Here is a 12607-nt window from a genome sequence, read left to right on the forward strand (position 1 = left end):
AGTCGATCACGCAAGGCACGCCACCCCGTTGACCGGACGGGCGTGGCGGGGCCGATCGCGCAGGGACCGGGCGTGCTCAAGCGCTACCGGGGCACGCCGGGCCCACCCCTGACGTCGCGGCCACCGGGCCCACCCCTGACGCCCGCGGCCACCGGGCCAACCCCTGACGCCCGCGACCACCGGGCCCACTCAGCCCAGCCACCGTCCGACCCCGCCGTGACCCTCCGCTTCATCTCATGGCGCGCAGGGCCGTCTGCAGCCGGTCCTGGGCGCGGCGGCGACGCTCGTTGCTCGCCCCGAGCACCAGCAGCACCAGGCCGACCGGGATGAGCACCAGCCAGGGGCCGAGGCTGAACAAGGCGTGCACCGCCGCGATCGCGGTCACCGCCGCGCCGACGATCACCGGGGCCTGCTGCCGGCTGGTCGAGCCGAAGACGAGCACCGCCACCGCACCGAGCAGCAGGAGCACCTGACGCAGCATGCTGGAGTCGGTGGCCAGCACGATCGCCAGCGTCGGCACGAACGCCGCGACCAGCGCCGGGCCGTACGCCACCCAGCTGGACAGATCCGGGCGGTGGCGTAGCTCCAGCATGCCGACCAGCAGGGCGAGCGCCGCGAACGGCAGCGTGTACGCCTCGGGCAGCGCCACGTCGGCGACCCGCATCAGGATCCACCAGGCGACGATCTCGCAGGCGACCACCGCCCAGAAGAGGATCCGCCGCTCCACCGGTCGCCGCCCCGGCCGGACGGCGGCCAATCCCAGCACCGCTCCCCAGGCGGCGAGCAGGGCGGCGATGTGCCGGGGGGAGTCGAACGCCAGGGCCAGGGCGATGAGCGCGGCGGCGTACCCGCTCCACTCGACCGTGGCGGCCTCCCGTTGCGCCTCGGGTCGACGCAGCCGGGGCAGCGTCGCGGCGAAGACCTGCAACGCCGCGCCCACGGCGAGCACCCCGAACGCCGACCAGACGGCGGCCAACCCGGCCACCAGACCGGCGGTGAGCACGAAGAGCTGCGCCATCAGCGAGGCGAACAGCCAGCCGAGGATGCGGGCCTGCCCGGTGGTGCCGAAGAACGCGGCGACCGCGCCGACGCCGACCGCGCCGCCCAGGGTGAACAGGGTCAGGCCCTGATCGGCCAGGCTGCCGGCCAGCCCCGCGCCGCCGCCGGCCAGCCCGATGAGGAAGACCAGCACCCGGGCCAGTCGCAGCGACCGGGCCCGCTCGGCCAGCGGGGGCGGCGGGGTCAACGCGAGCCCCAGCATCGAGATGGTGAACACGGCGAGGGCGGCCAACGCGTTCTGCGGCCAGGCCATGCCCAGGGCGATCGGCGTGATCAGCAGCGTCACCGCCAGGCCGGGCAGCACCACCGGCACCGCCCGGGACCGACGCCCACCGGACAGGCCGGTGGCGGCCAGCGCGGCGGTGCCGGTGAGCAGCAGCGCGGTGAGCACGTGCGTCGGGTCGACCAGCTCCGGCGGCGGGGTACGCAGCTGCGGCGGTGGCCCCTGCCAGATGTGGGCGAGCATCCGGTGCGGCTCGACCAGCGCCACGAAGAGCAGCGGCGCGAGGGAGATCAGGGCCAGCACGGTGGGTACGGCCGCCGCGGCCAACGCCCCGGCGGCGGGGCTGATCCGCCACCGTCGCTGCGTACCGTCGTCCGGCAGCCGGCGCAGCGCCCCGTCCAGCAGGACCGTCCAGCGGCGCGTCGGCTGGGCGGACCCGACCGGTGGCACGGTCGCGGCCCGGACCAGTTCGGCGAGCACCCCGAGCAGCGCCGCCGCGGCGGCGAACACCCCGGACGGCAGGTCGACGAAGATGGCGGCCAGCGCGCTGATGGTCGCCCCACCGGCGATCGCCGCGCTCGCGTACGGCAGATACTGCGGGACCTGGCGACGGACGGCGGCCACGGCGGCGAGTCCGAAGCTGGACGCGGCCAACGCGGCGGTCAGCACCACCTGCGCCCCGTGGCCGAACTCGGCGGCGAGGGCGGCCACCGCACCGGGGAGCGCGAGCAGCGCGGCGGCCGTCGCCGCGCCCCCGATCTGCACCAGGTGCGGCGGCATCCCCTCGGTCTCGACGTCGTCCACCAGGGAGGGGGCGACGGACCGGGCCACCGCCGCGACGGCCAGCCCGATCAGCGCGATGCCGCCCAGGGCGAGCGCGGTGGTCCACGGGCGCACCAGTCCGGCCCCGGCGGCGTGCAGCGCGACCACCCCGGCGACGGTGGCCCGGGACAGCCCGGCGCGCGGGTCGGCGGAGGCCACCGCGGCCATCGCGAACACGGTGGCGACGGTCAGCCCCACCAGGACGGGCGACCACCAGGGCAGGTCGAAGGCGGCCGGGACGCCGACGGTGGCCAGCACCGCGCCGACGCCCGCCACGTCGTACTTCCAGGGGGCGGGGAGCAGGATCGCGGCGGCCAGTGCGAGCAGCGCCAGTGCGACCGGGGCCTGCCAGGTCTGGCCGCCGGTCGGCGCGGCCGGCCAGCCGGTGAGGTCGCCGGCCCAGATCGGGCCCGGGGTGGCCAGCACACCCACCCCGCCGCGCAGCGCCGACCAGCCGGCAAGCACCCCGATCAGGGCGGCGCCGACGGCGATGCCGAGCACCGGCCCGCGACGCCACTCCTCGGGCATCGCCCGGGCGGCGACGGCGACCACCAGCACCAGTACGGCGGCGACCGCGAGCTGCCCGCCGGGGGAGATCACCGCCGTGATCCGGGCCAGGGTGGCGATCAGCGCCGCGGTGACGGCGGCGGCGGCCAGGTCGGCGCCGTCCAGCGCCAGGTCGGAACGCCGACCCGCGTCGATCCGGCCGGCGAAGAGCAGCAGCAGGGTGGCGATCAGCATCAGCCCGCCGAGCCAGGCGTCGGCGGCCGTCCGGCCCGGGGCGAAGAAGGCCGCCCCGATCACCGCCAACGCGCCCAGCCCGGTGCCGACGGCGTGCGGCAGGCTCAGGTGCCGCTGCGACACCTGCATCATCGCCGCATAGCCGAGGGTGACGCAGACGGCCAGGAAGCTCGCCGCCAGGATCGGCACCGTCAACTCCCGGAGCACCGCCGGGGTGAGCACCGGACCGGACGGCTCGGTGGCCGCGACGAACGCGGCGACCGCGCCGGGCAGCGCCAACGCCGCCCCACCGGCCGCCCACCCGGAGAGGACGTCGGCGGCGGCCGGGGCGATCCGCACCCGGGGTGCGAGCGCCACCAGCACGCCCGCCAGCATCAGCACGGCCAGGGCGGCGGCGGTCACCGACGGCCGGCTCAGCGCGGCGCCGGCCCCGATGAACCCGACCACGGTGGCGGTGCCGGCGTGCACCACGGCCGCCCGGGTCGTGCCGGCGGAGATCCCGGCAACGCCGATCGCGACCGCCGCCAGCACCATCGGCCAGGGCGCCGCCACCCACCCCAGGCCCAGTGAGGCGGGTACGGCCAGCGCGGTCAGCCCCGCGCCGACCACCGCGAACTCGCGGCGGATCTCCGGCGGCAGGGCCAGCACCGCCGCGACGGTGAGCAGCAGGGCGCTGGCGGCGAGCTGCCCGGCGGACGGACCGGCCGTCGCCGCCACCTCGCCAGGGAACGCGGTCAGGTCGGCCCGCCAGGCCGGCAGCGCCGCCTGGACCGGTGCCAGCCCGGCCCGCAGGGCGCCGCCGGCCACCACCAGGCCGCTGACGGTCAGCGCCGCGGCGGAGGCGAGCTGCGGCCCACGCCGGGCCGCCTCCGGTACGGCCCGCACGGCCAGCCCGGTCAGCATGATGACCACGGCTATCAACAGCAACGCCCGGTCCGGGAAGGCCACCGCGGCGATCCGCCCGAGCGCGCCGATCACGGCCAGGGTGAGGATGCCGGCCCCGACGTCCGGCAGTGGCGGGCGGCGCAGCAGCAGGGTGCCGGCCAGGGCCACCACCGCGGCCAGCAGCAGCGCCGCACCCGCCCCGGTGGCCGCCGGCACGGTCTGCACCCGCAGCAGCGCGGTGACCGCGTACGCCAGGGCGAGCGCCACCGCCACCCCGTGCAGCAGCCAGGTCAGCTCGGGCAGCCCCGGCACCGGTCGGGCCGCACCGGTCGGGGTGGCCGCCGCGCCGTCGAGCACCTCGGCCGACTCCTCGGGCGCGCCCTCCGGCCGACCGTCCGGGGTGACCCGCTGCCGGGGCGGCGCGGTGGGGGTGGCGGTCGTGGGCTCCGGTCGGGCCGGTCGTTCCCGCATGATGCCGGAGCGGACCAGTCCGAGGTCGAGCACGGCCACCACGGTGAGCACCACGGCCCAGCCGGTCGGGCCGCTGATCCACCCGTAGGCGAGCAACGGCACCACGGGTTGGGCGGCCAGCACCGCCGCGAACCGGGGGGCCCGTAGGCCGGTGCCGGCGGCGTAGGCGAGGGCGACCCCGGTGGTCAGCGCGAAGATCGCACCGGAGAAGATCGCCCCGGAGGCGCCGATCCGGTCCACCGCCCACAGGGCGTACCCGGCCAGCGGCACCAGCAGCAGGCCGACCGTGGCGATCGTCTCGGCGGTGGAGGTCAGCCCCCGCTTGGCCAGCACCGGCGGGGCGAGCAGCAGCAGCACGGTGGCGACCAGCAGGATGCCGAGCCGGGCCAGGGCGTCCATCGAACTGGTCGCGACGGCGGCGAAGACCACCGCGGCCACCGCCAGCACCAGGGCGCCCAGCCCGAGGGGGATGTTCTGCACCTCCCGGGAGGACGCCTCCGCCGGATGCTCCGGGTTGTCCGCGCCCAGCCAGGTGGCGGTCCGGTACGGCGGTGGGAGCGGTGGTTCGTCCGGGCCGGCCGGGGTGCCCTGCCGGGGCACCCGGGGCGGCGCTCCGGTGGTGGCGGTCGGCGGTCGGCGGCCCGCCTTGCGGCGCAGCACCCGACGCGGCCGGGTGGCCTGCTTGACGCGTTCCTCACCGGCGTGGGCGAGGATGTCGCGCTGGAAGAGGGCGGCCTGCATCTTGGCGGCGATCTGCCGTTGCTCCCGGGCGATCTCGGCGTCGCGTGCCTTCATCTCCGCGATGGAGCGTTCGATCTCGGCCAGGTGCTCGCGCCACTGCGGTTGCTCGGCCCCGCAGTTGGGGCAGCGGGCCGCCGGCTTGATCTGCCGCCCGCACGAGGAGCACTGGAAGCTCTCCACGACATCCCTCCACCCGGCCGGCCGCACTGTGGACGCCGTCCCCACGCAGCATGCCCTGAGCGGGCGTGGATTTCGACACCTGCCGCTCCGTTAGGGGTACAAAAAACGCGCCGGTGCGGGGAGTGTCACCTCCCGCACCGGCGCGTTCCGGGCATTGTCAGGGGCGTCCCATGCCCCGGTATTCCCAGCCGGCCTGGGTCCACAGTGCCGCGTCGAGGCAGTTACGGCCGTCGACGACCTTGCGCCCGGCGGCCAGTTCGCCGAGGGCGACCGGGTCGGCGTTGCGGAAGTCGGCCCACTCGGTGAGTACGCAGACCAGGTCGGCGCCGGAGACCGCGTCGTTCATGCTGTCCTCGAAGATCAGCTCCGGGGCGATCCGGCGGGCGTTCGCGGCGCCCTGCGGGTCGTACACGTGCACGTCGGCGCCGGCCTTGGCGAGCAGTGCGGCGACCGCGAGCGCCGGGGCGTCGCGGACGTCGTCGGTGTTGGGTTTGAAGGTCGCGCCGAGCACCGCGATCCGGGTGCCGGAGAAGTCCGGGCCGGCCGGGCCGGTGCGGCGGCCGAGCAGGTCGGCGGCGAGCTGGAGGACCCGGGTCCGGCGACGCAGGTTGATCAGGTCCACCTCGTGCAGGAAGCGCAGCGCCTCGCCGGCGCCCAGCTCCTGGGCGCGGGCCTGGAAGGCGCGGATGTCCTTGGGCAGGCAGGCGCCGCCGAAGCCGAGGCCGGCCTGGAGGAACCGGTTGCCGATCCGAGGGTCGTAGCCGATGGCGCGGGCGAGTTGGGTGACGTCGCCGCCGCTGGCCTCGCAGACCTCGGCCATCGCGTTGATGAAGGAGATCTTGGTGGCCAGGAAGGCGTTCGCGGCGACCTTGACCAGCTCGGCGGTGGCGAAGTCGGTGACCACCAGTGGGACCTCCCGGTCCTCGGTGGCGGCCAGGTCGAAGACGCCCTTGTGGGCGGCGTAGAGCATGGCGTTGGCCCACTCGCTCTTGACGCCGACCACGATCCGGTTGGGGCGCAGCACGTCGTCGACGGCGAAGCCCTCCTGGAGGAACTCGGGGCTCCAGGCCACCTCGACGGCCAGGTCGGTGGGGGTGTGCTTGCCGACGAGCTGCTCCACCCACTCGGCGGTGCCGACCGGCACGGTGGACTTGCCGACGATCAGCGCCTTGCGGGTGAGCTGCTGGGCCAGGGCGGTCACCGAGGCCTCGACGTACGACAGGTCGGCGCCCATGCCGTCGGCGCGCTGCGGGGTGCCGACGCAGATGAAGTGCACGTCGCCGAAGTCGGCGGTCTCGGCGATGTCGGTCGAGAACCGCAGCCGGCCGGCGGCCAGGTTACGCCGCAGCAGCTCGTCGAGGCCCGGTTCGTGGATCGGCACCTCGCCCGCGTTCAGCTTGGCGATCTTGTCGACGTCGACGTCGAAGCCGAGGACCTCGTAGCCCAACTCGGCGTAGCAGATGGCGTACGTCGCGCCGAGGTAGCCGGTGCCGAGGAAGGTCACCCGCGGACGCGGCGCACCCGAGGGGGGCGTCACCGGGGAGATGGTCGGCGCCGGCTGGATGTTCGGGTACGGGATCGTCACGCCTGTCTTCTCCGCTCGCGCTGGCGGCGCTTCACTGCGTCGCAATCGGCTGCGGCGCCTGGCCGGGCACCGATGGAAAACCTGTCGTCATGTCAGCGTAGTTGTGCGCTCTCGGGGGCCGCGCGGCGTGATCCTACCTGTCGGTAACATGACGGGGGTCGCGATGGCTATTCTTCAACTGCAGCAGTCGGCGGCCTGAGGGACGTCACAGACTGCGCATGATAGCCGTGAAATGGGAGGGTCGACATGGCCGCAGAGCAGACGTTCGACGTCTACCGGTTGCCCGAGGAGCACGACGCGATCCGCGAGGCGGTCCGCGATGTCTGTGCCGCCAAGGTGGCCCCGCACGCGGCCGAGGCCGACGAGACCGGCGAGTTCCCCCAGACGTCGTACGACGCGCTGCGGGCCGCCGATTTCCACGCCCCGCACATCCCCGTCGAGTACGGCGGTGCGGGCGCGGACGCCCTGGCCACCGCGATCGTGATCGAGGAGGTGGCCCGCGCCTGCGCCTCGTCCGCCCTGATCCCGGCCGGCAACAAGCTCGGCACCATGCCGCTGATCCTGGCCGGCTCCGAGGAACTCAAGCAGCGCTACCTGACCCCGGTCGCCGCCGGCGAGGGGATGTTCTCGTACTGTCTCTCGGAGCCGGAGGCGGGTAGTGATGCGGCGTCGATGACGACGCGCGCGGTGCGTGACGGTGATCACTGGGTGCTCAACGGGGTGAAGCGGTGGATCACCAACGCGGGGGTGTCGGAGTTCTACACGGTGTTCGCGGTGACCGATCCGGCGGCCCGGTCGCGGGGCATCTCGGCGTTCGTGGTGGAGAAGTCCGATCCGGGGGTCAGCTTCGGCGCGCCGGAGAAGAAGTTGGGCATCAAGGGTTCGCCGACCCGGGAGGTCTACCTCGACAACGTACGCATCCCCGCGGACCGCATCATCGGCGAGCAGGGCACCGGGTTCGGCACCGCGATGCGGACCCTGGACCACACCAGGGTCACCATCGCCGCCCAGGCCGTCGGGATCGCCCAGGGGGCTCTGGACTACGCCAAGGGGTACGTGCGGGAGCGTAAGCAGTTCGGCAAGGCGGTCGCGGAGTTCCAGGGTGTGCAGTTCATGCTCGCCGACATGGGCATGAAACTGGAGGCCGCCCGGCAGTTGACCTATGCGGCGGCCGGGAAGTCGGAGCGGGGTGACGCGGACCTGACGTACTTCGGTGCGGCGGCGAAGTGCTTCGCCTCGGATGCGGCGATGGAGATCACCACGGACGCGGTGCAGTTGCTCGGCGGGTACGGCTACACCCGCGACTACCCGGTCGAGCGGATGATGCGCGACGCCAAGATCACCCAGATCTACGAAGGCACCAACCAGGTCCAACGCATCGTCATGGCCCGCCAACTCCTCAAGGACTGACCGCCTGTCTCGTAGCTCTTCCGTCCCGGACGCCTGCTTCGCACCTGACAGTCTGTGTCAGTCGTCCACCTCGGCGGCAGGAGGGTGCTGGCGGGTCAGCGGGTGAGGCCGACGAGGGTGGCGAGGCGGGCCACGCCGGCGGCCGGCGGGCCGTTGCGGGCGATCTCGGCGACGAGGGTACGCGCGGCAGGGCGGTAGCGGACCTCGGCGGGCGCGATGGTGTCGGCCTCGACCAGCGTGAGCCCGGCGGCGGTGAGGTCGCCGGCGTCGAGGTAGGCGCGGGCCGCGTCGACGAGGTGCGCGGCCCGATGCTCGACGGGGAGCCGACGCCAGTCGTCCCGGCGGACGGCCTTTTCGTGGCGGTAGACGGCCTGGGCGGTGTCGCCGAGGCGCAGGGCGGCGAGAAAGCGGGCCAGCAGCACGGCGGTGGGGCCGAACGCGGTGTGCTGAGGGTCGTCGTCGCCGGGAAAGCGATCGGCCAGGGCGGCGGCATGATCGATCAGGTGGTCGGCGCGGCGGCCGTCACCGCAGCCGGCGGCGGCCAGCGCGGCCTGGAGGAACAGCGTTCCCCGTACCGCATCGTCGGCGGCGGTGCCGATGGCGGCGACGGCGGCCGTCAGGGCGAGCCGGTCTCGGCCGAGCGCGCGCAGCGCCTGGGCGACCGCGATGGTGGCGGTGCCGGTGCGGACGGGGTCGCCCACGGCGGCGGCGACGGCCCGATCGGCGGCGAGCCAGCCGAGATCGGCCTCGCCGAGCTTGACCAGCACCGAGGCGGTGATCCGGTACGCGGACACCAGCGGCCCCGGCGTGGCGTGGGCGGCGTCGAGCAGGGTGGGCAGGGCCCGGAGAAGTTGCGTGTAGTGGGCGTGCTGGTAGCTGAGCCAGGCGTGCGCGACGTGCCGACCCACCTCGTCGGGCGACACCGTCCGGGCGGGCCGCTGGTGGTAGCGGGCCAGGGCGGCACGGACCGCGTCGACCCCGTCGAGGCCGGCGGTCGCCGTCGGTAGCGGTCTGCGGGGGTCGAGCAGGACGGCCGGGTCGAGGCGCAGCACCTCGGCGATCTCCTGGACGGTCGAGTAGCGGTCCAGGCTGCGTACGCCGCGTTCGACCTTGTCGACCCAGCTCTTCGACTTGCCGAGCCGGTCGGCGAGCATCTGCTGGGTCATCCGGCGGCGTACCCGCCAACGGGCCACCCGCCGGCCGATCGGCAACTCGTCGGCATCGGACAGGACCGGGCGGGTCACCGGTCCCGCCCTATTGGCGGGTGGACGGCGGTGGTGGACTCCCCGCAGCGCGGACACCACCTCGACTTGACCCGGAACGCGAGCAGCCCGACCAGAAAGCCCGGCACCAGGCCACCGAACACCAGCATCACGACTCCCGAAACCACAGACGTCCTCACTTTCTGGCCTGCCCAGGGCGGTACGTTGCCGCACTTCCGTCACGCAAGTGGCGGAGGGCGTTGCGGAACGTGTCCGGCATGCGGCTAGAGTTGCGCATCAAGTGATGCAACGCAAGGCCGCTCGCGCATTCACGTTGATTGGCCTCAGGTTCGGCGTGACAACGTGATGATGGGGGTGCACGATGTGTGCATGCCTCGATTCACTCCGGCAACACCACGGTCCCGCAGACTCGGCCGGGAGCTTCGTAAGCTCCGCGAGGCGAAGGGGCTGACCGGTGATCGCGCGGCGGAGATCGTCTGCTGCTCGTCGTCCCGGATCAGCCGGATCGAGTCCGGCGAGATCAAGCTCCGTGCCGGCGACGTCATGGAGCTACTGGTCGCGTATGGCGTAAAGATTGACGGTGAAGCCGGCACCTCCCTGTTGGAGCAGGCCCGTGGCCTGCGTGAGGAGGGCTGGTGGCAGCGTCTCGGCGGCAAGTACGCCACCTACATCGCGTACGAGACCGAGGCCATCGAACTCAAGAACTTCGAGCCGATGCTGGTGCCCGGTCTCCTGCAGACCGAGGCGTACGCCCGCGAGGTCAACGTCATCGGCCGGGAGACCGACCCGGAGGGGATCAAGCAGCGGGTCGCCGCCCGGATGACCCGGCAAGAGGTTCTGCATCGCAGGCCGACACCGCTGCGGATGCACGCGATCCTCTCCGAGGCTTCGGTGCGCACCGAGGTCGGCGGACCGGGCGTGCTCCGCGAGCAACTCCACCACCTGGTCACCTTGAGTCGGCTGCCGAACGTCACGATCCAGGTGCTGCGCTTCGAGGCCGGCGCTCATCTGGCCATCAGCAGTGGCTTCGCCCTGCTCGCCTTCGAGCCGGACGACCCGCCGTTGGGCTACATCGAAACCCTTGCCGGTGAACTGTTCCTGGAGTCGAGCCGCGACCTGGCGCGACTGTCGGCGGCGTACGACAATCTGAAGACGCTGGCGTGGTCGCCCGCCGAGTCGATCAGGTTCATCAGGGAGTTGAGCGAGCATGGAACGTAACGCCTGGCGCACGTCGAGCAGGTCCGGCAACAACGGCCAGTGCGTCGAGGTGCGGGACCGGGGCGCGCAGGTCGACGTCCGCGACTCCAAGGCCCCCGATGCCGGCACGCTGAGCTTCGAGCCTGCCGTCTGGGATGCGTTCATCAGCGGCTTCAAGGCGTCGCACTGACTTTCGAGGGGCGACCTGGCCCCGGCAACCACGTCGGCAACCGGACGCCGCTCGTGCGTCGCGCCCACTCTCGGGACATGCGCAGGCGCATCGGCAGCACGTCACCGTTCACCCGGGACAGTGAGGCCGCAGGCCAGCAACCGAGCTGGGAGTCTGACAGCGAGAAGACTCCCGCAACGCCCCGCATCGCCGAACGGCTCGGCATCCGGCCCGGCGACGTCGTCATGCACACCGGGTACCGCTACCTGGCCGACGGAGCCCCGATACAGCTTGCCCACTCGTACGAGCCGCTGGCCATCACGGGCGGCACGCAGGTCGAGTACCCCGAGCAAGGTCCGGTCATCGGCGTGGTCGCCCGAATGGACTTCATTGGCGTGGTCATCGACCAATTCGTGGAAGAGGTCACCACCCGGCCGGCGATGCCCGAAGAGGCTGACGCCCTCGAACTCGACCGGCGTGGCGTCAGGTGGGTGATCGAAGTCGAGCGCACCTACTTCGCCGGACAGACCGCAGTGGAGACCGCCGACATCGTGTTTTCCGGTGACCGCTACCGGCTCGTCTACGAGTTGCCCGTCGACCCGTGGTCGCCACCCGACTGAACCCAGCTGCCTCTGACACGGGCAGTGAGGAGCCGGAGAAGTCAATTCTGATGGTGGTCGTTGGCCGCGTCGGTGGAGAGAGTTGGCCGGAGACTGCCCTCGCCTCTTCCAGCCCCTGACCTGCGCTCGGGCCTCACCCGGGGCCTTGCGGGCGGCAGACGTGGTGAACGACCCTGAGGGGATGATGCACCGACGGATGTTCCTCACTCTGCTCGGTTCCGCCCTGACGTCACCGGCACACGAGTGGATGATCGCTCAGCCGCCGCAGGACATCGCATCAACCACCGGCCGCCTCCTGTCCGGCGACGTCGTAGACCACCTGGACGCGGTGACAGCCAGTCTGCGCCGGATGGACGACCATCTCGGTAGTGGCCAGACCCTGGGACTGGTCCGCCAACACCTGAGAACCGTGGTGGGGGTGCTGCGAGAGCGGAGCTACACCGACACGGTCGGGCGACGCCTCCACGGCACGGCCGGTGAGCTGCTGCGCCTCGCTGGCTGGCTCTCCTTCGACGACGGCCACCACACGCAGGCGCAGCGGTTCTTCATCGCCGGCCTCTACCAGGCCAACGCGGCCGGCGATCGCGGGCTCGGCGCGAACATCCTCGGCTTCATGTCCTGCCAGGCCAAGGATCTCGGGCAACTCCGCCAAGCGGTAACCCTCGCGGAGACGGCACGTGCCAGCTACCCGGCCACCAGTCCCAAGGTCGGGGCGATCCTCGACCTGCGAGCCGCTGAGGCGTACGCGAACAACCGGTCGGTGACCGATACCCGGCGCGCGCTCGACAAGGCGTTCGACAAGTTCGCCGACAGCCCGGCGGAGCACGGCGACCCGGACTGGTCCTACTGGATCAACGAGGCGCAAGCCCATGCCCAGGCCGGCTACTGCTTCGTCAAGCTCGAAGACTGGCCCCGCGCTCGCGATCATCTGCGGGCGGCACTACGGCTACAGAACAACGAGTACACCCGGGAGGGCGCACTTCGTCATGCGCTGCTCGCGACCACCTACGTGCAGCAGGAGCAGCCCGAGTTGGACAAGGCGCTGGCCCTCGGGAGTCAGGCCGTGCATACCCTGACCGGGCAGGTCACCTCTACCAGGTGCATCAAGCATGTCCGCAACCTGGTCGGCGCGTTGACCCCGTATCGACGTACCCCTGCCGTCCGTCGCTTCTGCCAGGACGCCCGGGATCTCGTCGCCTCCTGACCACGTGGGGTGGACGGCTCGCCGAGGCGTCGGACGGCGAGAGTCTCTGCTGATCGAGCGGTCGGGTGGGCCGGTCT

The 12607-nt window shown here is 72.8% G+C and carries 9 protein-coding genes; 5 read left to right on the top strand and 4 right to left on the bottom strand.

All coding sequences use genetic code 11. From position 1 onward, the window contains the following. Positions 1 to 229: 229 nt before the first annotated feature. Both GA0070216_RS20300 and GA0070216_RS20305 read right to left on the bottom strand, forming a co-directional pair. Positions 230 to 5122, bottom strand: a complete 4893-nt coding sequence (locus GA0070216_RS20300) for an SCO7613 C-terminal domain-containing membrane protein (RefSeq protein ID WP_091248288.1) — start codon at positions 5120 to 5122, stop codon at positions 230 to 232. Positions 5123 to 5279: 157 nt separating this feature from the next. After that, entirely contained in the window at positions 5280 to 6707 is a 1428-nt protein-coding gene (locus tag GA0070216_RS20305) for a UDP-glucose dehydrogenase family protein (RefSeq protein WP_091248292.1), read from the bottom strand. Between the two features lie 246 nt (positions 6708 to 6953). On the opposite strand from GA0070216_RS20305, the gene GA0070216_RS20310 reads away from it, so the two are divergent. After that, positions 6954 to 8117: an acyl-CoA dehydrogenase family protein gene (locus GA0070216_RS20310; protein ID WP_091248296.1), complete on the top strand. Its 1164-nt coding sequence runs from the start codon at positions 6954 to 6956 to the stop codon at positions 8115 to 8117. Positions 8118 to 8212: 95 nt separating this feature from the next. Here GA0070216_RS20310 and GA0070216_RS20315 read toward each other — a convergent pair whose 3' ends face one another. Then, on the bottom strand, positions 8213 to 9361 hold the full coding sequence (locus GA0070216_RS20315) for a helix-turn-helix domain-containing protein (protein ID WP_245722604.1): 1149 nt from the start codon (positions 9359 to 9361) through the stop codon (positions 8213 to 8215). Then, positions 9358 to 9489 carry a hypothetical protein gene (locus tag GA0070216_RS36185; protein WP_281190451.1) on the bottom strand — a complete coding sequence of 44 codons (132 nt, stop codon included), beginning with the start codon at positions 9487 to 9489 and terminating at the stop codon, positions 9358 to 9360. The genes GA0070216_RS20315 and GA0070216_RS36185 overlap by 4 nt, the downstream gene beginning before the upstream one ends. A gap of 220 nt (positions 9490 to 9709) precedes the next feature. Here GA0070216_RS36185 and GA0070216_RS20320 point away from each other — a divergent pair, with 220 nt between their 5' ends. The 4 genes from GA0070216_RS20320 to GA0070216_RS20335 all read left to right on the top strand — a co-directional run bounded on the left by GA0070216_RS20320 (position 9710) and on the right by GA0070216_RS20335 (position 12530). Then, complete coding sequence (locus tag GA0070216_RS20320) at positions 9710 to 10558, top strand: DUF5753 domain-containing protein (protein ID WP_176739059.1); 849 nt, start codon at positions 9710 to 9712, stop codon at positions 10556 to 10558. Further along, entirely contained in the window at positions 10548 to 10727 is a 180-nt protein-coding gene (locus GA0070216_RS20325) for a DUF397 domain-containing protein (protein ID WP_091248302.1), read from the top strand. The genes GA0070216_RS20320 and GA0070216_RS20325 overlap by 11 nt, the downstream gene beginning before the upstream one ends. Before the next feature lie 77 nt (positions 10728 to 10804). After that, the gene (locus GA0070216_RS20330; protein ID WP_091248305.1) at positions 10805 to 11326 is read left to right on the top strand and encodes a UTRA domain-containing protein; all 522 of its coding nucleotides are present in this window, start codon (positions 10805 to 10807) and stop codon (positions 11324 to 11326) included. Positions 11327 to 11408: 82 nt separating this feature from the next. Beyond that, positions 11409 to 12530: an NsdA family TPR-like regulatory protein gene (locus GA0070216_RS20335; RefSeq protein WP_483819056.1), complete on the top strand. Its 1122-nt coding sequence runs from the start codon at positions 11409 to 11411 to the stop codon at positions 12528 to 12530. Positions 12531 to 12607: the final 77 nt, after the last annotated feature.

Source organism: Micromonospora matsumotoense, from assembly GCF_900091525.1.
GTDB lineage: Bacteria > Actinomycetota > Actinomycetes > Mycobacteriales > Micromonosporaceae > Micromonospora > Micromonospora matsumotoensis.